Raw genomic sequence first — 23,186 nt, forward strand, 5'->3', positions numbered from 1 at the left:
AACGTAAACCTCCCAAGTATTATTTCCCTTTAAATTGTGCTTCACGTTTTTCCAGAAATGCCTGGATTCCTTCTTTTGCATCCTCCGAAACAAAAACAGTTCCAAAAGATGCAGCTTCAGCATCTACACCTTCATGATAAGACGCAGGCTTTGTGTACTGCAGCATCTGAATAGCCGCCTTCACAGAAACTGGACTTTTCTTCGCAATCTTGCGCGCGATTGAAAGCGTTTCCGAAAGTAGGTCTTCTTCTGCATAAGCACGGTTAGCCAAACCATATTGAGCAGCTTCCGTTCCGGAGATCGGATCGCTCGTCAACAGCATCTCTGCTGCCTTCGCTGCCCCTACATATCTCGGCAGGCGCTGTGTTCCAGCAAAACCGGGAATCAACCCTAGTTGAAGCTCCGGTAATCCCAGTTTAGCATTTTCAGTAACAAATCGCATGTGGCAACTCATTGCCAATTCCAAGCCGCCGCCTAAAGCCGCTCCATGGATCGCCGCGATGACTGGCTTATGGAAAGTTTCGACTCGTTCAAATACTTCCTGGCCACTCGCTGATAATTTTGAAAATTCTTCTCCTGAAGATACTTGCGTAAACTCCTTGATGTCAGCCCCTGCAGAAAAGAACCTTCCTTCTCCGTGCAGGACGATGACGCGAACCTCTTCATCATTCTCCACTTGGTTCAACAATTCATCGACTTCCAAAATGAGTGAACGCGACAGTGCATTTGCCGGTGGACGATTAATCGTCGCGACAGCTACTCCATCTTCTTTTTTCCAACTGATAAATTCCATCCAATGAGCCCCTTCCCTTAAGCCTGCATACCTTTCAGCAGCAAACGCTGAACTTGTGGTGCGAGTTCGACTAAATCATATTTATGATCATTCATGACCCATGTAGTGATGGTCTCATCCATTGTACCAAAAACCATCTGTCTGGCTAAACGAATATCCATTGCTGCATCAAATTCGCCATCTTCCATGCCTTTGACCAGAATCTTGTCCATCAACTTCAAATATTCACGCAGTACATTATTGATCTTCATACGAATTTCGTAATTTGACTGCCGTAATTCAAGCTGTGTGACGATCGCCAGATGGATGTCACTGGCCAATAATTCAAAGTGGCTTTCAATCATAAGGCCGAGCTTGGTCGATGCATCCAGGTCGCGGGAGATGATTTGTTCCAGCTTACTGACGAACACGCCCATCTTTTCCTGAAATACAGAGATCAGGATGTCTTCTTTGTTTTTGAAATACAAATAGATCGTTCCGTCGGCCACACCTGCCTGTTTGGCTATTTTCGAGACCTGCGCCTGATGGTAGCCATTTTCAGCGATGACAATAACTGCCGCATCAATGATTTGCTTATATTTCGGCTTATCTTTTTTTACCAAGTTGTCACCACCCAAAAAAATATGAAAATATGAATGGCGATTCATTCATATTTTCATATTATAGTTTATTCGTTAAAGTGTCAAGTTTTTATCCGATTACGATGTGATTGCTTCGTCTTGCTTAGCGATCTCTTCATCCACCAACGAACGGCGCAGGATTTTTCCGACTGCAGTTTTCGGCAGTTCTTTGCGGAACTCATAAATACGCGGCACTTTAAATGAAGCTAAATGCTCCCGGCAGTACGTATTGAATTCTTCTTCTGTTACATTATAGCCTTCTTTCAGCACAATGTATGCTTTTACCGTTTCACCGCGATACGGATCCGGGATACCGGCAACTACACATTCCTGCACGGCTTCGTGCTCATACAACACTTCTTCGATTTCGCGCGGATAAATATTGAAACCACCTGCGATGATCATATCTTTTTTGCGGTCGACGATAAAGAAATGGCCTTCATCATCCATATAGCCAAGGTCACCAGTCAGCAACCAGCCATCTACAATTGTAGCAGCGGTTTCTTCGGGTTTATTCCAATAGCCTTTCATCACTTGAGGGCCTTTAATGGCAATTTCACCGATTTCACCGTTCGGCACGGGATTCGTCGTACCTGTCTGGAAAATCTTGCAGTCGGTATCCGGATACGGTAAGCCGATCGAACCTTTCGTCCGCTCTCCCCATACCAAATTCGAATGGGTAACCGGAGACGTTTCCGTTAATCCATAGCCTTCCACCAGTTTTCCGCCAGTCAGCTTTTCGAACTTTTCCTGTACTTCCGCTGGAAGAGGCGCCGAACCGCTTAGGCATGCTTCAATTGAAGACAAGTCATATTTGCCGATATCGGGGTGGTTCATCAATCCGATATATAGAGTTGGGGCTCCCGGGAAAAGAGTCGGTTTTTGTTTGTTGATGGTCTTCAAGGCCGTTTCCGGATCGAACTTCGGCAACAGCACCATCTTATTGCCTTGCATAACGGATAGGATCAACACCGTCGTTAAACCATAGACATGGAATAACGGGATGATTCCGATGATGGTCTCTTCGCCGTCTGTGGTTTTATACAGCCAGCTGTCGCACATCGTCGCATTTGAAATGATGTTCTTATGCGTCAGCATAACGCCTTTCGGCGAGCCTGTAGTGCCTCCTGTATATTGCAGCAAAGCCAAGTCTTCTTCAAAGTCAAATGGAGTTTCCTTAACAGTCGGTTGAGCAGTTTTCATGATTTCAGTGAACAGGTGATTAATGCCTCTGTGCTCGACTTTTACGGTCATGCCATACTGTTTTTTCTGAATGAATGGATAGACCAGATTTTTCGGGAATGTCAGGTAATCCTTGATGCCCGTGACGATGACATTTTCCAGATCCGTTTCCTTCAATACCTTCGAAATCCGAGGGAATAAAATGTCCAAGCCGATAATAGCTTTTGCACCTGAATCCTTCATCTGGTAGGCGATCTCTCGCTCCGTATATAACGGGTTTGTCATGACGACAACGCCTCCCGCATAAAGGATTCCGTAAAAGCTGATAACCGCCTGAGGACAGTTCGGCAGCATGATCGAAACTCTATCGCCTTTCTTGATGCCCAGTTTTTGAAGGTAGTTGGCGAACTTCATGGAAGATTGATAAAGTTCTTCATATGAAAGTTCCTTCCCCATAAAATGGATCGCCACTTTTTGTGGGAATTTTTCATAAGCTTTTGTTAAATATTCCTGTACAGGCATACTTGGGTATTCGAGCGTATGCGGAACTTCCGGTGGATAATGTGCAAGCCAAGGCTTTTCTGTCATTCTTTAGACCTCCTATTTTTTTTTAGAATCGTGCGAATATTCCTATTTTTAATTATAGAGTTAAATGATACCGCTTTCAAACTTTATTTTTATAAGTTGAATATAAATTTTAAAAGATGGATTGTATGTGTCTTAAATTCAAGAACTTTCCTTTTCATTTCCTGGCGATCGATAAGAATATAAATTTACTCCAACAAAAAAGCCAGCTCAAAGGCTGGCTCTGTCCATTAGAAAATGAACAGAAAGATGACTCCCACAATCAAAAAGATTGCACAAAAGACGAAAAGAATCTTAATAAGGTTTTCCACGACATCCAACTCCTATTGAATACTGGCTCCGATGACAAACGACAAACCGACAGAGATGGTCATTGAGATAAAACCGACAGAACGGTTATCCTGTTCAATTTCATCATCCACTTTAAATTTAGGTGTCAGGAACTCAAACAGAATATAGGCGAAAATCAGTAAGGTAAAACCGAATAATCCCCAACCGATCATTTCAAACAAAGAGTTATGCTGTTCGATGGAAAACCGGAAGATATTGGTCACGCCAAAAATCTTTCCGCCTGTCGCCATCGCCACTGCAAGATTCCCTTTTTTGATTTGTTCCCAGTTATTATATTTTGTCACCATTTCAAAAATCACCATGGCGACGATCAAGCACAATACCACCACACTGAAATAGCCGGCTGACTCCACCAGCGGGTGTGTCCAAAATCCAGTCTCTGTCATTTCTTATGCTCCTCTGCGGAAACTTACTTTAATTCGGCGACGGTCACACCCGAGCCGCCTTCACCTGCTTCACCAAAACGATAATTTTTCACTCGTGGATGTTTTTTCAAATACTGCTGGACGCCTTGGCGCAGTGCACCCGTCCCTTTTCCATGAATGATCGAAACTTGATGATAGTTTGATAATAACGCATCATCAAGGTATTTTTCAACACGTGCAAGTGCATCTTCATAGCGTTCACCACGTAAATCGAGTTCCATCTTCACATGGCTGTCCCGGTCTTTCAATGTCGCCATGGTCCGCGTTTCTTTCTGCTTTTCCGGTTTGGTATAAGACAAGTCGGATTCAGGCAATTTCATCTTCAAAATGCCGATTTGAACAATCCACTCATTTTTGGAAACTTTCTCGACCAAGGTCCCTTTTTGGCCGAATGAAATCACTTTGACTTCGTCATTGGCTTTCAAGGGCTTCGCCGCATTGTCTTTCGCCGCTTTTTTCAGGATGCGGTTTTCCGGCATGGCGTTTTCGAGGCGTTTCTTCGCGTCGATCAGTTCATGTTCTTTTACGGAAGAACTTTGATTCAGCTGCATTTTACGCAGATCCGAGATGACAGCTTCTGCTTCTGCTCTGGCTTCTTCGACAATTTTACGCGCCTTTTCTTTCGCTTTTTCTTCCAGCCGTTCTTTTTGCTGCTCATATTCTACTAATTGCTGAGCCAGCTCTTTTTTCAGCTGTTCCGATTGGGATAGAACCTCTTTGGTCCGCTCGGCGTCCTGCTCTGCTTCACGGCGGCTCTTCTCGAGCGAGGCGATCATCGAATCGACGGCTTTGCTGTCAGTTCCCGTAAAGCTCTTGGCATGTTTGATGATATGCTCCGGCAAACCGAGGCGTTTGGAGATTTCGAAGGCATTGCTTCGGCCAGGAACACCGATCAATAGACGATAGGTCGGGCTCAATGTCTCCACATCAAATTCCACGCTGGCATTCGCCACGCCCGGCCGGTTAAAGCCATATGCCTTCAATTCAGGATAATGCGTCGTCGCAATGACGCGTGCACCTCTGCCATGGACTTCATCCAATAACGAAATGGCCAGCGCTGCACCTTCCTGCGGATCCGTTCCCGCTCCCAGTTCATCGAAGATAACCAGTGAATTCTCATCGAACTTGGTCAGGATGTCAACGATGTTGACCATATGGGAAGAAAAAGTACTAAGGCTTTGCTCAATTGACTGTTCGTCTCCGATATCTGCGAAAATCTGATCGAATACCGCCAACTCCGAACCGTCGAGTGCAGGTACTGGAAGTCCGGATTGAGCCATCAATGTCGACAGTCCCACAGTCTTCAAGGTTACCGTCTTCCCACCTGTATTCGGCCCCGTTATGACGATTGCGGTAATATCTCCACCGAATTCGATGTCATTCGGCACGACTTCGTCTTTCGGAATCAATGGATGGCGGGCTTTCCGCAAGTTGATATAGCCTTCTGTGTTCATCGTCGGCTTAGTGCCTCTATGGGCTGCACCGTATTTTGCTTTTGCCAGGATCAAATCGATTTCACCCAGCACTTCAACCAAATTGAATAATTCATGGGCAACTTCCTGCACTTGCGCTGAAAGCATGAGCAGGATCCGATCGATTTCTTCTTTTTCCTTCATCTTCAGGCGGCGCACTTCATTGTTTGCCTGTACAACTGCATCCGGTTCGATGAACAAGGTCTGCCCTGAAGAAGATTGGTCATGCACGATACCGCCGTAATGGTTGCGGTATTCCTGTTTGACCGGGATGACGAAACGGTCATTGCGTATCGTGACAATCGAATCCGACAACATTTTCGATGCATTTTTTCCACGCACCAGACTTTCCAGGCGTTCCCGTACGCGGCTCTCCTGTGTCCGCAATTGCTGACGGATCGAGCGCAGTTCTGAACTGGCGCTGTCCAAGACCCCACCATTGTCATCAATACAGACATTGATGGCGTGTTCAAGAGCTGTCAGAATCGGCATCGATTCTTTCTTCTCCAGAAAATGCGGAATCTGAATCACCGCTTCTTCCTGAATACTTTCGAAAAACTGGCGCAGGATGCGGCTCGCTCGGATGGTCGATGAAACTTCCATCAATTCCATTGGGCTTAGGCTTCCGCCGATTTGTGCTCTTCGTGCATGCAGGCGGATATCGAAGATCCCGCCCATCGGCACATTGTTTTTAACACGCAATACTTGGGCGCCTTCGTCCATCTCTTCGAGCAGCCGGTTGACTTCATTGATGTCTGTGGATGGCAAAAGCTTATCCACATGGGCTTTTCCGAGTGACGAAGTACAGAAACGTGCCACTTCATCGCGGATTTTATAAAATTCAAGTGTTCTTAATGCGCGCTCTGCGATCATTGAAGAACCTCCTAACGTTTCAGATAAATTGATAATGATATTGCAAAAGATAACTCTGCTTCAATTAGACGAAGCGATATAAGTTGAACTTATGAATTTTCTTTTTAACTTAATAAGAGTGAATTAACGAAGAAAGTGCTCAAGGCTGATGCTTTCCGCGGACGAAGCGCTGAGCCTCCTCGTCGCAAGCTCCTGCGGGGTCTCATCACTCAGCTCTTCCGCAGGAAAGGCATTGGTCGAAGCCTGCTGAGACCAAGTCTTTGCGACGAAGCTAGCGCAGCGATGCAGGAGCACATCTCTGCCCTTCACCGCCTTGCACCCTTTCTTCTAATCGTCTTCACTAACAGATCAACAGAATATGAAGCAAACCAGCGGAGACTCCCGCGGGAGCAGTGCAACGACATACAAGAAATCCACTCGGGCGTTTAGCCCGAGTTAGTTCGGTGCAAGCTCATAGGAAAGCGGAGCTGGTTTATGGAATATCCAAAACAGAAACGATTCTATTTAAATTATTAGTCCAACTTATATATTTTTATTTTTTCTTATTCAAAAATGCTTTGAATTTTTCCAGCGACCATGTATTGACGATGGTGTCTTTTTTCAGCCAGGCTTTTTGGGCATGCTTGACACCGGTTTCCATGACTTCCAGGCCTTCGATCGCATGGGCATCCGTATCGATGGCGACAGGCACACCTTTTTCCTGTGCCATGACCAAATACGGTACTGCAAGATCCAAGCGGTACGGACTGGCGTTCAATTCAACAATTTTGCCGTACTCCTTTGCCCAATCCAGTATCTGTTCGACATCCGGATCATAGCCTTCGCGCTGTCCGACGATTCTGCCTGTCGGATGTGCAATCATGTGGACATGCGGATTTTTCATGGCCGTCAAAATGCGATCCATGATCTGTTCCTGCGGTTGCTGGAAACTTGAATGGATGCTGGCAATGACAAAGTCCAATTGTTTCAACATGTCATCATCAAAATCCAATGTGGCATCCGGCAAAATATCCATTTCGGTACCTGACAGCACTTCGATTGTCGGGTATTGCCCATTAATTTCACGGATCAGTCCATGCTGCTCGGTCAACCGTTCCGGCGTCAGGCCGTTTGCAACCTTCAAATACTGTGAATGGTCGGTAATGACCATAAATTGATAGGATTTCGCTACGCAAGCTTCAACCATTTCCTTCAATGAATTGGCTCCATCCGACCAGGTTGTATGCATATGCAGATCGCCTTTGATGTCTTCAATCGTCACAAGGTCAGGCAATTCTTCCAATCGGTCAAGTTCCCGTCCGTCTTCACGCACCGATGGCGGAATGAAAGGCAGGCCGAAATGTGCGAAGAAATCGGGTTCGGATGTAAATGTCGTGACCGTACCATCTTCCTGCTCGACGCCGTACTCGGAAATTTTCTTGTTCTGCGATTTCGCCAGCTGCCGCATTCTCACGTTATGATCCTTCGATCCGGTGAAATGATGCAGCGCGGTGACGAATTCTTCAGGTGCCACTAAACGGAAATCGACGTCAATCGGCTCCAGCACATCCACGGTCACTGAAACTTTCGTGTCTCCCGACGCAATCGTTTCCTGTACCGGCAAGGCTGCCAGCAATTGCTCTTTTACGCGTGCGGGTTCAGCTGTCGCGATGATGAAGTCCAGATCTTTGCTGGTTTCTTTTGTGCGGCGGAAACTTCCGGCAACAGAAAACTCGGTGACTTCTGCAATGGTAATCAGAACATCTTCGATGAACGCCACCGTTTCTTCTGTTTTCCAGATTGGCTGGCGGTCCGGCTTGGTTTCGAAGTCATTCAATTCTTTCAGGATCTTCTCTTCGGATTTCGGGCCAAATCCCGGTAGTTTCTGGATTTCTCCATTCAAACAAGCGGCCTTTAAGGCTTCCATCGAATCGATGCCCAGTTCCTTGTAAAGTTTGGCAATCTTCTTGCCGCCCATTCCCTGAAGCTTCATCATCGGGACAAGGCCTTTCGGTACTTCTTCCTGAAGTTCTTCCAGCACCGTGGACTTGCCGTCGTTGATCAGTTCCAGAATGACGTCCCCTGTTCCTTTGCCGATGCCTTTCAGCTTGGTGACATCTTCGATTTCGTCCAGACTGCGCTGATCCAGTTCAAGCGCCTGTGCGGCTTTTCGGAAAGCCGATACTTTAAACGGGTTTTCCCCTTTAAGTTCCATGTATAACGCAATTTTCTCAAGCGTTCTGATGATAATCTTCTTATTCACCAAGAGCCCTCCTCATTTCGATTAAAAAAACTTCCCTCGTAAGAGAGAAGTTCCTACTACATATAAATATACCACCATTCTTTTACTTTCTCAGAGAAATAAGGCGTATGCTCAATCATAGACTGGGCAATCCCTGAATTCTCCAACTGGTTCTGCACGACATCCACAGGAAGCAGCGCGAACACATAGATGAAAATAAAGAGCAGTATGTAAGCTTCAACAAATCCTAAAACCGCACCCAAAATTTTGCTGAAAAAGCCAAGAACCGGCAAAAACTTCAGGAAATCGAACATGGACGCCAGCAACTGCAAAGCAAACTTCACCACAAAGAAAATTATAGCGAATGCCAATAATTGATAGAAAGTCTGATCCAAGTCCAACTGGTCTACGACAAGCGTAAACTGGGAATTTTCATTTATCGCTGGGTAAGGAATCCACAGCACAAAGTATTCGGACAAGGGTTTATAATATTTATAAGCCACGACCAAGGCAATAACAAATCCGACCATATGGATCAGCTGGACGACAAATCCTCTTTTGGCGCCCACGATGATGCCACCGATCAGTAAGATGATTAAAAGTATATCAAGCATTCACGTCAACCCTTCAGTTTTTTCAATTCATTTTCTAATTGTTCAACTTGCTCTTTCAGTTTAAGATAGTCATGTACCGCATTCGATGCAGTCAAAACGGCAAGCTTTGCCTGGTCCAGCGATGGATTCAAGGCATTGATCTCGCGCATTTTGCTGTCGACGATCGACGCAACGAGACGCATGTGTCCTGAAGTTTCAGTACCGACCATTTTATAGGTGTTGCCATAGATGTCAACGACCGTGTGAATTTTATGTTGCTCTGACAATGCAATATCCCCCTTTGGAATTCTATAGACCATCATACCATGAAAACAAGCCGATTGTGAATCAAAGAAAGGTGACTCGTCCATGTCAAATACAGTTCTGAAACTCCCGGAGGAAAGTATTCTCCAAGTGATTTCACATTACCAGAAAAACAACATCCAGACCAAGAACCCATACGCCAGGTTCAGTGCCAAACTGCCGGATACGGTCGTGACCGTCTACACTTCAGGAAAAGTCATGTTCCAAGGAAATGGCGCCGAACGGGAAGCAGCAAAATGGGGTGCGGCATTGCCGGCGACGGAAAAGACCGTATCCACTAAAGGCGACAAACTGCCCGACGGCTTCGCCAAATTATCCGTTCTCGGATCCGACGAAACCGGCACCGGCGATTTCTTCGGCCCGATCACAGTGGCCGCCTGTTACGTACCCACAGACAAAGTAGAGCTTGCCCATGAACTCGGCGTCAAAGATTCCAAGCAGCTCACCGATGCGTGGATGCGCCAAGTGGCACCCGATCTGAGAGAAGCCTTCGCCCACAGCGTGCTGACTTTGAAAAACGACAAATACAATCAAGTACAGAGCCAAGGTTGGTCACAAGGAAAAATAAAAGCATTGCTCCATAACCAGGCTCTCAAACACGTACTGAGCAAGATCGCGCCGGAAAAACCGGACGCCATCCTGATCGACCAATTTGCGGAGCGCGGCATTTACTACAAACACATCAAAGAAGAACCCGAAATCATCCGCGAGAACGTCCTGTTTTCCACCAAAGCAGAAGGTCTCCACGTTTCAGTCGCCTGTGCTTCCATCATTGCGCGTGTGGCTTTTCTCGAAGAAATGGATCGCATGAGTGCTGAAGCCGGCGTCACCTTGCCGAAAGGTGCTGGAAAAATTGTCGACGAAGCGGCAGCGAAGATTTTGCTGAAGCATGGCGAAGCGTATCTGAAGAGCTTGACGAAGGTGCATTTTGCGAATACAGGGAAGGCGAAGGTGTTGGCTGGGAAGCGGCGTGGATAGACGAATAACCCCTGGAGAAAATTTCTCCAGGGGTTATTATTTTAATGATAAATCGTATTGAGCTTGTTGTTCAGTGACCAATTGTATACTTTACCGGTTTGTGCGACTTCTACGGGGTCTGGCCAAGTGACGATGCTTTCGCAGCTTTTGGTATACCCTGGAAAGCTTTTATAGGCTGTAGTCAATGTTTTAGAAGCACCGATATATGTGTTGCCGATCACATGAATTTTAGCGTTCGGATTAGTTGTTATGGACCCTTTAATATAAGCATCCCCGTATACAAGGATTAGGCTATAAGGTCCTAAGTTAACATTCCCTAAAATGGTCAGGTTACCTTGAACGTAAATACAAATAAAGTTATTCGAATAGACACCGCCGCCGATATATAAGTCTTTTTCAATCTTTAGAGTATCCCCACTATTTCCTCCTCCGGCAAGTAAAGCATTGTTAGATGGCAAAGAATTAATAATGAATGATTCAAAATGATAGGAGGTTCTTTGAATTGGAAAGGGACCATCTATTTCCACAAACCCTTTCACATCTCCAGATGGAGGATAGGAAGTAATCGGTGCTTGACCAGTGGTGTTCATCGGCTTGGCTGGAATAGCGGGCCCTGTTGCAGGGTTCACTTCAGTTACCACAATTGTCGGAGGCGTCACTTCCATGCTTCCCTCCACTAATTTTGTGGTGCCACTTTCTGCTATTCCAGTACTCTTCATGGTTACGGTAATCTTTCCGGAATCGCCCGTGGAACATCCAGTAAGCCCCGCCGACGGCACTTTATAAGTACTTCCGTTCCCACTCTTTTGAATGCTGCCGATATTTTTGATTTTTGTGCAAAGCTCTTGACGACTTTTGGCTAATGCTGTAGTTGCTCCTGTTTGCGTGGCCGTAAACTTATAAAGTTCTACAGTTTCTTCAACCAATGCTTGATAGTGAAGCAAGCCCATTTCTGCATAATGACGAGCCTGTACCTGATCTTCTTTTAACGAAAATTGTTTTGAAGCATTGGCATTCATCAGCAACAAACCCAGCCCTAAAATTGTAAAAAGCACAACGAGGAGCATCACAAACAATAAAGCATAGCCTTTTTCATTAGTTAACCGTTGCATCTTACACCCCTAATTCAATTTACTGAATGCCGTTTGGATGACAAACTTCTGATCGGCTTTTTTTATCGTTAATTTCAATGGAGACCTTTTATCCCGACACAACGTCGCTCCTTCAGTTAACTCATACTCATAGCCTTCTGAAATAATGACACCATCCATCTTTAATTGAGCTTTATTAGATGCTACTGTGATTTTAATCTGTTGATCGGGTCCGCATTTAATGGCAGGCACTGCCGATACGAGTGAAGGGCTTTCCAAATAGTGACCTCGAATTCGTTCTGCAATCAGGTTGCCTTCCTGTTGAAGTTCCTGACGTGAGGAAGTCCGATCTGCAGAATTCGTTCCCGTTGATAACACGGATATAATTCCAACCACAATAATTCCCATAATCGCTAGAACTGCCAATAGCTCGACTAATGTAATGCCTCGTTGGCTATTCCATCTCATAATACATTTCCGTAGTAAACCCTGGCTCATTTGTTCTCGTTCCAGCAACTGCTTTCACCGTGATTTTGGCGTGCTTTAAATTTTTAGTAGGCCCGTCAGATCTCACTACATCAATCTTATATTCTGGATAAAGATCTTTATAATCCAGATTATTTTCTCTAACACTTGCAACTACATCTTCGGTAACTTGAACTGCAGTTAATTTTTCATTATTGAAGGTAGTAAACTTCGCTGATTGTGTGAAAAAACTCATAAAACTCACCAGCACGATCCCCAAAATCACCAAAGCCGCCAAAATTTCAACTAAGGTCAATCCTTCTTCTTTTTGACTAACTATTTTCATAATTTAAGCCTCCGCTTAGATTTTTTACTGATTTTAATATTATCGGCTACTTCATTTTAATATTATCATAGGTTTTGTATAATAATGTATATATTTTCTATTAAAAGTAAATATTTTTATTATATATATGAATCCATTAAAAAAGAGCAGAATCGATTAGATTCTACTTACGAAAATAATTTACTGATTCTTAAAATTCCTATCTCTGTTATAACAGATGACGTAATTGATAATTTTTGTAGGAGTTTGATTTCTTTAATCCAAGATGTTTCCCAATAAAGAAAAAATGAAAAGGTGCATATATATAGATGGTTAGGTAAAAAATATTAAAACTCGATATTTTATTTATAATCAATCAAAGGATCGTCTTCCAGTTCCCAAAATGCTACGCTAGGAACTGTGGGTGTTGTAATAGGTTGCTCCAATCCTGGATTAGCACACGGCAGCCTATTTGCTATATTAGCTTGATTCTGTGACATAGATCCAAAGGGATTTGCTATTTTAGTGATGGTTTCTCCAGCTATTTTGTATACGTTGCCTTTAACATAGATTTTCATTTTCCCTATTTTTGGCGGCAATGAAAAGCCGCTTGGCAGGAACACATTGCCGAATACATACATTTCATTATTTGGACTGGTGCTTCCCAGTACCTGAGGTAAATAGGTATCTCTATAAACGACCATAGACAATTTATTTACGGATTCCATGTTCTGCTTAACCACGAGATTTTGCCCAACAGCAATACATGCGTGGTTTTGGACATCGATTTCATTTGACACATACATATTTTTATCCACTTTCAAGGTCGCTCCATTGCCCCCATTCACAACAAGATTATCCATTACCAAGCTATCCTTAAAGTGCAAGCTGTTTTGTTTCATTTCTATCATAGTTACTTCAGTAAATTCTTGGATGGTTTCATGGGCATCTTTACATTTCTTTTGACCTGATTTGTCACAACTTTTGTTCCAAGTAGTTAGTTTATCTGCATTAGTAATAGGTTTAGTAGGTACTATCGGAGATAAAGGGGTACTACTTCCATTTCCAGGAATATGGGTTCCCTTATTTTTAACAAAGTAAGTAGCTGTAATTATTTTTTCGGTATCCAGGTCTCCTTCACTCTTGCTTTGTACTTTCACTTCCAATGTTCCGCCTCGCTCGATACATGAATTGCCTGAAGACCCATTTCCCGCAACTTCGTACTTAGAGTCACTTTTACTATCAGCATTTACAATTTGTAACAAAGGCTCAATTTTAGTACATTTCAAATCAGTGGTATTGGCACTCACTACCGTCTCCAACACGTTATGATAATGAAGGATACCCATTTCAGAAAGATGACGAGCCTCTACTTGCTCTTCTTTTAAGTTAAACTGCTTTGATGCATTTATGTTCATTGTTAGTAACCCCATACCAAGTATTGTAAAAAGAACTACAAGCAGCATAACCATCAATAGCGCATAACCTTTCTGATTCTTTAAGAAATCCATAATTACTCTCCTCACCGCAATTTACTGAACGTTGTATCAATTTCGTAATATTGGCCATCAGCATCCAAAATTGTCATTTCAAACTTAGTATCGAAATTCGGATCTATTTCAGTATCCGTAAACCTATACCTGTATCCTTGTGAAATAGGTCTTGAATCCAATAGTAAGATTTGCTCCCCATTGCTCTCTTCCACACTTAAAACAAATACCTGATTATCTGATTTCAAATATTCGCTTCGAAGAACTTCAACAACCAGATTTGCTTCCTGCTGCAGCTGTTGTTTTGTGGCGGTTTTATTTGAAGCTGTTGTTCCTGTTGATAAGACAGAAGCTATGACTATGACAATAATGCCCAGAATAGCTAAGGCAGCAAGCAGTTCGACTAATGTGATTCCTTTTTCATTCTTCATGACGACACCTTGAAGTACATCTGTGTTGTAAATTCAGGCTCATCAATCCCAACATCATCCGGAGAATTTACTGTAATAACCGCTAACTTTAAATCTCCTGGCCCAGCTTCAATATATATTTCAACTAGATGATTTTTCTTATTGAAAACCTGGTCATTAGTGTATGTACCAATTCTTACTTCAGCAACTACTTCTTCCGCTATCTGTACATTCGTCAATTTCTCATTATTATGTGCCGTAAACTTCGCCGATTGTGTAAAAAAACTCATCACACTGACAAGCACAATTCCCAGAATCACTAAAGCTGCCAATATTTCAACTAACGTCAACCCTTTTTCGTTTTGCATCAGCCTCTTCACAAGAGAACCTCCATTAATTATGATAGTTAAATACTATCACATTTTATCCTCTATTAAATTAAAAAGACCTATAAAAAGTAAATTTTATGAACCAGTTTACTTACTAAATAAAGAAAAAAGGATGAACCCTGTGGGTTCATCCTTTTAACTCATTACTATCGAATCAGATTAGCTTCTAAGCTCAGCGCCGACTTCCGTCAAGGCTGCCATTACTTTTTCATGTGCATTGATGACTTCTTCGTCCGTCAAGGTCTTCTCAGGATCGAAGTAGGTCAAGGAGAAAGCGACTGATTTTTTGCCTTCTTCCATTTTATCGCCTTCGTACAAGTCGAATACGCGGACGTCTTTCAATAGCTTGCCGCCTGCGTTGCGGATGACGGTTTCAATCGTACCCGCTTCGACGATTTTGGAAAGGACCAATGCCACATCGCGTGACATGGATGGGTAGCGCGGCACTGGCGTGTACACCAATGCTTCTGTTTCCAGATTCAACAGCGTTGCCAGGTTCAGTTCCATGACAACCGTTGTTTTCAAGTCGCGCGCTTTTTGTTCGGTTGGATGCAATTGGCCCATAACGCCGATGCGTTGGCCGTCCAGCATGATGAATGCCGTTCTGCCTGGATGCAGATCATCCATTTGGCCGCGTTCGAATGTTAACTGGACACCGAGTTTATTGCCAAGACTTTCGACGATCCCTTTCAGGACGAAAAAGTCGACGGGCTTTTTCTCACCCTGCCAGCTGTTGTCGAGCCAAAGGCCGGTCATGGCAACCGCCAGATGCTCCTGCTCGTTCAATAATTCGTCGTCGCCTTTCAGGAAGACCGAACCGGTTTCATACAAAGCCACTGAATCCATTCTTCTAGCCGTGTTGTATGTGACAGATTCCAAAAGATGCGGTAGTAGGCTTTGGCGCAGGATGCTGCGCTCTTCGCTCATCGGCATCAACAGGCGCGTCGTTTCCGTTTCTTCCAAAGCAAATTGCTTCGCCGACTTCTCGGAAGTCAGTGAATACGTCGTCGCCTGCAGCAAACCGGCGCCTTCCATCAAATTGCGGGCAATGCGGCGTTTTGCCTGGTAAGGCGTCAATCCGCCCGGCGTGGTTTCCGCTTCCGGCAACGTTGCAGGAATTTCATCATAGCCATACAGGCGTGCGATTTCTTCCACGACATCTTCAGGAATCTGGATGTCCTGTCGGCGCGTCGGCACAGAAATAACCAATTGCCCGTTTACTGCGGCTGTGTTGAATTTCAGGCGGTTCAAAATATCCAGCATGTCTTCAAAAGCGATTTTCATCCCAAGACGGCTGTTAATGAAATCCGGTGAAACTTTGACGATTCTCTCTTCTTTATTCAACTCGTCGAATACCACTGATCCAGCCAGCACTTCCCCGCCGGCAAGTTCGGACAGCAATTGTGCTGCGCGTTCTGCGGCTGGAATGACGCGGTTTGGATCCACACCTTTTTCATAACGCGAGCTTGCATCACTGCGAAGGCCGTGGTCTTTCGATGTCTGACGGACAGAACCTGATGCGAAATAAGCGGATTCGATGACAACAGTTGTCGTCGAATCGCTGACTTCCGAGTTGGCACCACCCATGACACCGGCAATCGCCACTGGTTTTTCGCCGTTGGTGATGACCAGATGATGACCGGACAATTTGCGTTCAGCATCGTCCAACGTCGTTATCATTTCGCCTTCTTTAGCGTGGCGAACAGTGATATTGCCGCTGTCCAATGCATCGTAATCGAATGCGTGAAGCGGCTGGCCGTATTCCATCAAAATATAGTTGGTGACGTCGACCACGTTATTATGCGGACGGACGCCGGCTGCCATCAAACGCTGCTGCAGCCACATCGGCGACTCCTGCACTTTGATGTTGCGGACCACTTTCGCTACGTAGAGCGGATTGGCTTCAGGTGCATCGACATTCAATGTCAGCATGGATGCTGCTGTGTCAGATGCTTCTTTGTAGCTGATTTCAGGAAGTTGCACTTCTTCAGAAAGGATCGCACCGACTTCGTAAGCGACTCCTAGCATGCTCATCGCGTCTGCGCGGTTCGGCGTTAAGCCTAGTTCCAGCACCGTGTCATCCAAATCGAAATTGGTGATGACGTCAGAACCGGTTTCCGCGTCTTCCGGCAACACGTAAATTCCTTCAGCGTAAGCTTTCGGCACCAGTTTGCCTTCAATGCCAAGCTCCTGCAACGAACAGATCATGCCATGCGATTCTTCTCCACGAAGCTTCGCTTTTTTGATTTTGATATCGCCGGGAAGTGTTGCTCCAGGACGTGCCACGATGACTTTCTGGCCAGCAGCGATGTTCGGTGCACCACAGATGATCTGTGCAATTTCTTCACCGACGTTGACTTGGCAGATCGATAGTTTATCCGCTTCCGGATGTTTGACGCAAGACTCGACATAGCCGACGACAATATTTGTCATGCCGTGCGAACGGTCAATGACTGCATCCACTTCGATGCCGGAACGCGTTATTTTTTCACCCAGTTCGGCGGGTGGCAATTGTTGTGTATTTACATAGTCTTTTAACCAGTTAATGGATACGAGCATAGTTTATTTCCTCCTTAAAGTTCTGTACGTTGGAATTGGGATAAAAAGCGGACATCGTTCGTATAGAAATGACGGATATCCTCGACGCCGTATTTCAACATGGCAATACGCTCAGGACCCATGCCGAAAGCAAAGCCAGTCAGGCGTTTCGAGTCATAGCCGGCCATTTCAAGAACATTCGGATGCACCATTCCAGCGCCCAGAATTTCGATCCAGCCTGTTTTCTTGCAAACGTTACAGCCGCTGCCGCCGCATTTGAAGCAGGAAATATCCATTTCCACTGAAGGCTCCGTGAACGGGAAGAAGCTCGGGCGAAGACGGATTTCACGGTCGTCTCCGAACATTTTCTTGGCGAATACGGAAAGCGTCCCTTTCAGGTCGCTCATGCGGATATCTTCCCCGATGACCAATCCTTCGATTTGCGTGAACTGATGCGAATGCGTCGCATCATCGCTGTCGCGACGGTACACTTTGCCCGGACAGATAATTTTGATCGGCTCGCCGCCTTTTGCTTCCATCGTCCGCGCCTGTACCGGTGATGTGTGTGTACGCAGTAAAATATCTTCTGTTATATAGAAGGAATCCTGCATATCACGTGCGGGATGGCCTTTTGGCAAATTTAAGGCTTCAAAGTTGTAATAGTCTTTTTCCACTTCCGGGCCTTCTGCAACTTCATAGCCCATGGAGATGAACAGGTCTTCAATTTCTTCCACAACGCGCGTCAACGGATGCGAGTTGCCTGTTTTGACAGGACGTCCCGGCAACGTGATGTCGATCGTTTCGCTTTGCAGCTTCTGGTTGATCGCTTCCTCTTCCAGAATGACCATACGGCCTTCCAGCTGAGTTGTCACTTCTTCGCGAACCACATTGACCAATGCGCCCATTTTTGGACGTTCTTCAGCTGGGAGTTTCCCCATGCCTTTCAATAAATCTGTAATCGGCCCTTTTTTCCCGAGATACGCCACACGGACGTCATTCAATTCTTTAACGTTTGAAGCTTCGGCGATCTTTTCGAGTGCCTGTGTTTTCAATTCCTGCAATTGTGCTTCCATTCTTTTCTCCTCCTTAGACAGTAAAAAGCCCCGTCCCAGAAAAGGGACGAGGCATTATTCGCGGTACCACCCTAGTTATCGCCATACAGCAATCACTCATTTACATAACGGCTCTTCACCGGCCCATCTTTACAGCATCTCTACTGGTCCCGTTGGGCAGCTCGCGGGGTGAACTTCTGAGGCGTTTACATATCCACACTTCCAGTCAAGGTGCGGAATCTCTGGGATGTAAGGGCGCAACGTACTTTTCCCGTTCTTCGCTTTTACTTCTATTTACTTTATCATTATACGAAAGTTCACGATTTTTATCAAACTTAGTTTTTCGGCACCAGGCTGTACAAAAGAATGCCTGTAGCAACTGCAACATTCAGGGATTCTGCGCTGCCGTAAAGCGGCACCATCAAATTCTGGTCTGTCTGTTGCAGCAATACTTGATCGACGCCGCTGCCTTCATTGCCGACAATCAACGCGAACTGTTCATGCGTTTCCGCTTCGTGAACCGGCGTTGAGTTTTGCAGCGCCGTCCCGAAGATTTTGATGCCGTTGGCTTTGGCCTGTGCGGTCCAATCGATCAATTCCCCTTTGACGACGGGAATCTGGAAATGCGATCCTTGCGCCGAACGGACGGTCTTCGGATTGAATGGATCTGCACAGCCTTTTCCAAGAATCACAGCATCGATGCCGCTCGCCGATGCAGTGCGGATCATCGTACCGATGTTGCCCGGGTCCTGGACAGCATCGATCATCAGGAGCTTGGTCCAGGATTTCTGTTCGTCTTCCGTAAACTCAGGCTGCGCACAATGCGCGAAAATGCCTTGCGTATGCTCGGTTTCCGATATTTCCTTCGCCACAGCAGCTGTCACGGAGTAATGCGCAACGCCTTCAATATCCCAGTCCGCTGGAATGTCTACACCTTCACGGACAATCAACGACTTGATAAGGTCTTTTTTCTTCAATGCCTCTTCCGTCAAATGAAAGCCTTCCACCAGGAATTCCGCAAATTTATCGCGCTCTTTGCGGGTCGTCCCGAGCTTTTTCCAATGCTTGACGAGTGAGTTTTGGTTCGATTCAATTCTTTTCATTACAGGATCACGCCTTTATTTCAGAGTAGTTCAAGTATAGCATACAGAAAAGCGGAAGCGCCCATCTAGCCCCGACAAGCGCTGGACGCCTTTACGGTAATGGCGTCCTTTGCAATTGCTGGAAAGGCTGAAGCGACTCGAAGGGCTGGGCGCTGGAGTCTGGACACAGCTTAGATTTCCCTCGTGAAGAAATCAAAGCCGAGAGCAGTCAAAATGCCGAACGCCAATGTCCAGACCGCAATGCTGATGGTCAGCCAAACGGTTGTGTTCTTTTTCGTTGCCCCCAGCGTCATCCCGATGAATGCTGCGATATGGGTACCGATCAGAATAGGTCCGAGCATGGCTAGGCCAGGCAAGCCGTACCGATTCCAAATTTGTTTCGCGCGTTCACTTTTTTTCGTACTGGCTTTTCCTTTCGCTTCCTGGCGTTTGTTGTACCAGATCTGGAAGCGGTCGAAACCGATGATCAATGCCAACACCGTCAGCATATTGCCCACGAACGCCACTATCATCACCCAAAACGGCGACAAGCCCCAGATGATGCCAAGTGGAATTACTAGAGCGATTTCGAACCAGGGAATCGCGGCTCCCAAAAAGACCAGCAAATATTCATAAATCATTCGGTTTCCTCCTTAAAATGCTTACGGATTTCCAGATAGTAGATTAGGTATTGGATTAGGGCAATCAGCAGAATTCCCCAAACGGTAAACAGGTTTGGCAATGGAGAAAATATGGCAAACACCGCTAGCATCGGCAGGCTCCAGGACATGAACGTGTAGACTTTCTGAGACGCTTTTCGTGTAATATACGTCATTCCCTCGTCCTGTTCCAGGTATTCAGGAGGCCGGATTGAGAAGGCAGAAACTTTCTGCGTCGGATTCTTTCTGTTATGGCGTGTCAGCTGGAAGATGAAACCTGCCAGCAATAAAATGTAAAGTGCGGCTGCCCCCACAGCGAAAAATCCGGCGATGGGTCCAAGCTCTATTGAAATGCTCTGCACCGTTTCTGTATTGACTATTTCTGTCGCCGGCGAACTGACGCCATAGGCGAACATCCCCAGCACCACAATAAAACCCATCATCCACAACGGATACTGCATACGAAAATCATTTTTCATTGCTATCCTCCTCCAGCCAAAATAATTCATTGACGTTTGTTTGAAGCGCCTTTGCCAGCTTCAACGACAGCGTGATCGACGGGGAAAATTCCCCTTTCTCAATAAACGCAATCGTCTGGCGGGTGACGTCGACTTGTTTGCCAAGATCACTTTGCGTGAAACCGTATCGAGCCCGTAGTTCTTTTACGCGGTTCTTAAGCATCCGCTTCATCCTTTCCAATGAAATGTTCGGTATATAGTACAAAATGTACACTATACTTAACATTTAGTCAAGTATAGTGTACATTTTGTGAGTTATGATCCTTCTAATAAACATTTGTTTGCGGAATATAGGCGTTTGTTTGCGCTAAGTCGCGAGTTGTTTGCGGAATACCGGCTGTTGTTTGCGCAATCCGGCAATTTGTTTGCAGAACACATAAAAAAGCTTTTCACCAGAGGCGAAAAGCTACTGTTCCTTCTTTAATTGATACGTCCGGTTCCGCAATGCACCGGCGGTTTCGAGTTCGAAAGTCGCCAATAGTCGGGAAGCCGTATAAGGAGACTCCAGCTTGCAGAATTTCCGGAGCTGCTGGTTGCTCAACTGAGGATGGATCAATGAAAAATATTCCTGAATGGCCTGTTGAAGAGCTTGCGGGTCCACCGTATGGCATTGTCCACATATCCATCCTGCTTTGCGTTTGCGCACCATCGTATGTTTTTTACAGTTTACACAAAGAACTCCTGACTTCAGTTCGTCGGCATCGATAAAGTATAGCTGGCACAAGGGCTGCCGTTTATAAGGAGTGTGGAATTTTTGAAGGAGTTTATCGATTTTCGCTAAATTTTGATGCGTAGCTTCTTGAGGGAATGTGTGAAGGATCTTGAACAAATAATCGACCAGCTGATAAGTTTTGCATACATAGTTCGTCGCAGGTTTAATCATGAACTCACAATTTTTTGAGGTGAAAACAACGATGCCGTCGATCGGAAAATTGATCTTATGCCGCTTGAAGAATTTATTTAAAAAACGGATATGCTTATTCAATTGGATTGTCGGATCTTCCATGACGGTTCGTACACCATCCAAATCGACTCGCGAGAACTCTCCCGTTTTGTCATCAAAATACAACTGACCGCTGATGTTTTTGGATTCGACGATGATTGCACCGCGTTCAGTCAGCAACAATCCGTCCATCTGGATTTTCCACTCACCCAAAGTTAAACAGATATTTCGCAGGAACCGATGATTTTCTTCCGGACTGAATTCGATGAATTTGCGCTCGAGCCTGTCCTCTCCCCGTTTCCCTGCAGCTGTCCTATACAGTTCAATTTGAATAAATTGCCGTTGCGGATGGTTTTCCGGCAACCGGTATAACAGCCTTTCCAACGACTCCGCTTCCGACAGCAAAACGACTTCTTTCTTGTTCATTGAGCACCTCCCAACAGAATATCTGAAGTATAGCATTAAGCGATTCTTCTTTCCCTAATAGATTTACCTGATTTCTATCACCTTTCCGGAATTCATAAGAACAAAACACTTGAACGGATGCTTTTCGCCAGCGAAAAGCGACTGTTCGAGCTTTTGTTTGCGCTATATTGGGTTTATTTGCGGAATACACGTGTTTGTTTGCGGTATACGCTAGTTTGTTTGCAGAACAGCCGCAGCCACTAAAAAAACCCCTTCACCGACGCGAAGGGGTTCCACTTATTTATTCGAATGTAATACGGGCTACTGTTTCTTTATCAAGCTTTTTGATCACTTCGATGATCAGCTTCACTGCATTTTCATAATCGTCGCGGTGCAGGATACCTGCGTGCGAGTGGATATAGCGTGTCGCTACGCCGATCGCCAAAGCGGGTACGCCGTTTGCCGTCAAATGGATGGATCCGGCATCTGTTCCGCCGCCGGCAATCGTTTCGAATTGATACGGGATGCCAGCTTCTTCAGCAGTGTCCACAACCAGCTCACGCAATCCGCGATGGGACACCATTGAGGCGTCGAACAGCAATAATTGAGGGCCCTCGCCCATTTTGCTGTTGGATTCCTTGCTGGTGATGCCCGGTGTGTCCCCGGCAATGCCTACGTCTACAGCGAATCCGATATCCGGCTGGATTTGAGCGGTCGCCGTTTTAGCGCCGCGCAAACCGATTTCTTCCTGGACCGTACCCACTCCGTAAACGACGTTCGGATGGTCGACGCCTTTCAACCCTTTCAGGACGTCAATGGCAATCGCACAGCCGATGCGGTTATCCCAGGCTTTCGCCATCAGCAATTTTTCATTGTTCATCACTGTGAATTCGAAATACGGTGTGACCATGTCTCCTGGAGTGACTCCCCATTCCTTCGCTTCTTCGCGTGTCGATGCACCGATGTCAATGAACATATCTTTGATCTCGACAGGCTTCTTACGCGCTTCCGGAGTTAGGATATGCGGCGGTTTCGAACCGATTACGCCGGTGATTTCCTTGCCGCTGCGTGTCGTGACGGTTACGCGCTGTGCCAGCATCACCTGTGACCACCAGCCGCCTACGGGTTGGAATTTCAAAAAGCCTTTTTCATCGATTTGAGTAATCATGAATCCGACTTCATCTAAATGGCCAGCGACCATGATCTTGGGTCCGTCCGCCAGCCCTTCTTTTTTCGCAATCAAACTTCCCAAATTGTCTGTTTCAATCGAGTCGGCAAATGGCGCTATGTATTTTTTCATGACTTCACGCGATTGGCGCTCATTTCCGGGAATGGCGTTCGCATCCGTCAATTCTTTTAACATCAATTGTGTTTCATCCAAATTAGACATTATTTCGACCTC

At 45.5% G+C, this 23,186-nt stretch carries 23 protein-coding genes and 1 other annotated feature; of the genes, 1 reads left to right on the forward strand and 22 read right to left on the reverse strand.

What is annotated here, in order from left to right:
* Positions 1–19 precede the first annotated feature (19 nt).
* The 8 genes from K8U60_RS10630 to zapA form a co-directional block, all read right to left on the reverse strand.
* Positions 20–793, reverse strand: coding sequence for an enoyl-CoA hydratase (locus K8U60_RS10630; protein WP_223638351.1), 774 nt, complete (start codon positions 791–793; stop codon positions 20–22).
* A gap of 17 nt (positions 794–810) precedes the next feature.
* Positions 811–1,395, reverse strand: a complete 585-nt coding sequence (locus K8U60_RS10635) for a TetR/AcrR family transcriptional regulator (protein WP_223638354.1) — start codon at positions 1,393–1,395, stop codon at positions 811–813.
* Between the two features lie 96 nt (positions 1,396–1,491).
* Positions 1,492–3,183, reverse strand: coding sequence for an AMP-binding protein (locus tag K8U60_RS10640; protein WP_223638357.1), 1,692 nt, complete (start codon positions 3,181–3,183; stop codon positions 1,492–1,494).
* Between the two features lie 320 nt (positions 3,184–3,503).
* Positions 3,504–3,917, reverse strand: coding sequence for a DUF350 domain-containing protein (locus tag K8U60_RS10645; protein ID WP_223638360.1), 414 nt, complete (start codon positions 3,915–3,917; stop codon positions 3,504–3,506).
* A 23-nt stretch (positions 3,918–3,940) separates the two neighbouring features.
* Positions 3,941–6,301, reverse strand: a complete 2,361-nt coding sequence (locus K8U60_RS10650; RefSeq protein ID WP_223638363.1) for an endonuclease MutS2 — start codon at positions 6,299–6,301, stop codon at positions 3,941–3,943.
* A 532-nt stretch (positions 6,302–6,833) separates the two neighbouring features.
* Positions 6,834–8,543 (reverse strand): DNA polymerase/3'-5' exonuclease PolX, encoded by a 1,710-nt coding sequence (gene polX, locus K8U60_RS10655; protein WP_223638366.1) that lies wholly within the window; start codon positions 8,541–8,543, stop codon positions 6,834–6,836.
* A 56-nt stretch (positions 8,544–8,599) separates the two neighbouring features.
* Positions 8,600–9,136: a CvpA family protein gene (locus K8U60_RS10660; protein ID WP_223638369.1), complete on the reverse strand. Its 537-nt coding sequence runs from the start codon at positions 9,134–9,136 to the stop codon at positions 8,600–8,602.
* Positions 9,137–9,141: 5 nt separating this feature from the next.
* A complete protein-coding gene (zapA, locus tag K8U60_RS10665) occupies positions 9,142–9,402 on the reverse strand; it encodes a cell division protein ZapA (protein WP_065537053.1) in 261 nt (86 codons plus the stop codon).
* Between the two features lie 82 nt (positions 9,403–9,484).
* Between zapA and rnhC the strand changes: the two genes are divergently transcribed.
* Positions 9,485–10,417, forward strand: coding sequence for a ribonuclease HIII (rnhC, locus tag K8U60_RS10670; protein WP_223638372.1), 933 nt, complete (start codon positions 9,485–9,487; stop codon positions 10,415–10,417).
* Positions 10,418–10,458: 41 nt separating this feature from the next.
* Here rnhC and K8U60_RS10675 read toward each other — a convergent pair whose 3' ends face one another.
* From K8U60_RS10675 to K8U60_RS10740, 14 genes are all read right to left on the reverse strand, one after another.
* Entirely contained in the window at positions 10,459–11,529 is a 1,071-nt protein-coding gene (locus tag K8U60_RS10675) for a hypothetical protein (protein WP_223638375.1), read from the reverse strand.
* Positions 11,530–11,538: 9 nt separating this feature from the next.
* Positions 11,539–11,976 (reverse strand): prepilin-type N-terminal cleavage/methylation domain-containing protein, encoded by a 438-nt coding sequence (locus K8U60_RS10680; protein WP_223638378.1) that lies wholly within the window; start codon positions 11,974–11,976, stop codon positions 11,539–11,541.
* Complete coding sequence (locus tag K8U60_RS10685) at positions 11,963–12,319, reverse strand: type IV pilus modification PilV family protein (RefSeq protein WP_223638391.1); 357 nt, start codon at positions 12,317–12,319, stop codon at positions 11,963–11,965. Before K8U60_RS10685 ends, K8U60_RS10680 begins: the two co-directional genes overlap by 14 nt.
* A gap of 341 nt (positions 12,320–12,660) precedes the next feature.
* Entirely contained in the window at positions 12,661–13,809 is a 1,149-nt protein-coding gene (locus K8U60_RS10690) for a hypothetical protein (RefSeq protein ID WP_223638393.1), read from the reverse strand.
* 11 nt (positions 13,810–13,820) lie between these two features.
* Positions 13,821–14,219, reverse strand: a complete 399-nt coding sequence (locus K8U60_RS10695; RefSeq protein ID WP_223638394.1) for a PilW family protein — start codon at positions 14,217–14,219, stop codon at positions 13,821–13,823.
* Positions 14,216–14,578 carry a type IV pilus modification PilV family protein gene (locus K8U60_RS10700; protein WP_223638397.1) on the reverse strand — a complete coding sequence of 121 codons (363 nt, stop codon included), beginning with the start codon at positions 14,576–14,578 and terminating at the stop codon, positions 14,216–14,218. Before K8U60_RS10700 ends, K8U60_RS10695 begins: the two co-directional genes overlap by 4 nt.
* A 168-nt stretch (positions 14,579–14,746) precedes the next feature.
* The gene (pheT, locus tag K8U60_RS10705) at positions 14,747–17,146 is read right to left on the reverse strand and encodes a phenylalanine--tRNA ligase subunit beta (RefSeq protein ID WP_223638400.1); all 2,400 of its coding nucleotides are present in this window, start codon (positions 17,144–17,146) and stop codon (positions 14,747–14,749) included.
* A gap of 14 nt (positions 17,147–17,160) precedes the next feature.
* The gene (gene pheS, locus K8U60_RS10710) at positions 17,161–18,198 is read right to left on the reverse strand and encodes a phenylalanine--tRNA ligase subunit alpha (RefSeq protein WP_223638402.1); all 1,038 of its coding nucleotides are present in this window, start codon (positions 18,196–18,198) and stop codon (positions 17,161–17,163) included.
* Between the two features lie 39 nt (positions 18,199–18,237).
* Positions 18,238–18,465, reverse strand: a binding site (T-box leader).
* A gap of 47 nt (positions 18,466–18,512) precedes the next feature.
* Entirely contained in the window at positions 18,513–19,280 is a 768-nt protein-coding gene (locus tag K8U60_RS10715; protein WP_223638404.1) for a TrmH family RNA methyltransferase, read from the reverse strand.
* Positions 19,281–19,450: 170 nt separating this feature from the next.
* Complete coding sequence (locus K8U60_RS10720) at positions 19,451–19,900, reverse strand: small multi-drug export protein (RefSeq protein ID WP_223638406.1); 450 nt, start codon at positions 19,898–19,900, stop codon at positions 19,451–19,453.
* Positions 19,897–20,397, reverse strand: a complete 501-nt coding sequence (locus K8U60_RS10725) for a hypothetical protein (protein ID WP_223638408.1) — start codon at positions 20,395–20,397, stop codon at positions 19,897–19,899. Before K8U60_RS10725 ends, K8U60_RS10720 begins: the two co-directional genes overlap by 4 nt.
* Positions 20,387–20,599 carry a helix-turn-helix transcriptional regulator gene (locus K8U60_RS10730; RefSeq protein WP_223638410.1) on the reverse strand — a complete coding sequence of 71 codons (213 nt, stop codon included), beginning with the start codon at positions 20,597–20,599 and terminating at the stop codon, positions 20,387–20,389. Before K8U60_RS10730 ends, K8U60_RS10725 begins: the two co-directional genes overlap by 11 nt.
* 243 nt (positions 20,600–20,842) lie before the next feature.
* A complete protein-coding gene (locus K8U60_RS10735) occupies positions 20,843–21,805 on the reverse strand; it encodes a nuclease-related domain-containing protein (RefSeq protein ID WP_223638413.1) in 963 nt (320 codons plus the stop codon).
* Between the two features lie 280 nt (positions 21,806–22,085).
* Complete coding sequence (locus K8U60_RS10740) at positions 22,086–23,174, reverse strand: M42 family metallopeptidase (protein ID WP_223638415.1); 1,089 nt, start codon at positions 23,172–23,174, stop codon at positions 22,086–22,088.
* Positions 23,175–23,186 lie beyond the last annotated feature (12 nt).

The organism is Planococcus circulans (assembly GCF_020023385.1).
Taxonomy (GTDB): Bacteria; Bacillota; Bacilli; order Bacillales_A; family Planococcaceae; genus Planococcus.

Bases quoted from the DNA above. Each gene is read 5' to 3' on its own strand.
- K8U60_RS10640 (WP_223638357.1), bottom strand. From the start codon at position 3,183: ATGACAGAAAAGCCTTGGCTTGCACATTATCCACCGGAAGTTCCGCAT.
- pheT (WP_223638400.1), bottom strand. From the start codon at position 17,146: ATGCTCGTATCCATTAACTGGTTAAAAGACTATGTAAATACACAACAA.
- K8U60_RS10630 (WP_223638351.1), bottom strand. From the start codon at position 793: ATGGAATTTATCAGTTGGAAAAAAGAAGATGGAGTAGCTGTCGCGACG.
- K8U60_RS10645 (WP_223638360.1), bottom strand. From the start codon at position 3,917: ATGACAGAGACTGGATTTTGGACACACCCGCTGGTGGAGTCAGCCGGC.
- K8U60_RS10660 (WP_223638369.1), bottom strand. From the start codon at position 9,136: ATGCTTGATATACTTTTAATCATCTTACTGATCGGTGGCATCATCGTG.
- K8U60_RS10675 (WP_223638375.1), bottom strand. From the start codon at position 11,529: ATGCAACGGTTAACTAATGAAAAAGGCTATGCTTTATTGTTTGTGATG.
- rnhC (WP_223638372.1), top strand. From the start codon at position 9,485: ATGTCAAATACAGTTCTGAAACTCCCGGAGGAAAGTATTCTCCAAGTG.
- K8U60_RS10735 (WP_223638413.1), bottom strand. From the start codon at position 21,805: ATGAACAAGAAAGAAGTCGTTTTGCTGTCGGAAGCGGAGTCGTTGGAA.
- K8U60_RS10720 (WP_223638406.1), bottom strand. From the start codon at position 19,900: ATGATTTATGAATATTTGCTGGTCTTTTTGGGAGCCGCGATTCCCTGG.
- pheS (WP_223638402.1), bottom strand. From the start codon at position 18,198: ATGGAAGCACAATTGCAGGAATTGAAAACACAGGCACTCGAAAAGATC.
- K8U60_RS10740 (WP_223638415.1), bottom strand. From the start codon at position 23,174: ATGTCTAATTTGGATGAAACACAATTGATGTTAAAAGAATTGACGGAT.
- K8U60_RS10650 (WP_223638363.1), bottom strand. From the start codon at position 6,301: ATGATCGCAGAGCGCGCATTAAGAACACTTGAATTTTATAAAATCCGC.
- K8U60_RS10685 (WP_223638391.1), bottom strand. From the start codon at position 12,319: ATGAAAATAGTTAGTCAAAAAGAAGAAGGATTGACCTTAGTTGAAATT.
- K8U60_RS10680 (WP_223638378.1), bottom strand. From the start codon at position 11,976: ATGAGATGGAATAGCCAACGAGGCATTACATTAGTCGAGCTATTGGCA.
- K8U60_RS10695 (WP_223638394.1), bottom strand. From the start codon at position 14,219: ATGAAGAATGAAAAAGGAATCACATTAGTCGAACTGCTTGCTGCCTTA.
- K8U60_RS10730 (WP_223638410.1), bottom strand. From the start codon at position 20,599: ATGCTTAAGAACCGCGTAAAAGAACTACGGGCTCGATACGGTTTCACG.
- K8U60_RS10690 (WP_223638393.1), bottom strand. From the start codon at position 13,809: ATGGATTTCTTAAAGAATCAGAAAGGTTATGCGCTATTGATGGTTATG.
- K8U60_RS10725 (WP_223638408.1), bottom strand. From the start codon at position 20,397: ATGAAAAATGATTTTCGTATGCAGTATCCGTTGTGGATGATGGGTTTT.
- K8U60_RS10715 (WP_223638404.1), bottom strand. From the start codon at position 19,280: ATGAAAAGAATTGAATCGAACCAAAACTCACTCGTCAAGCATTGGAAA.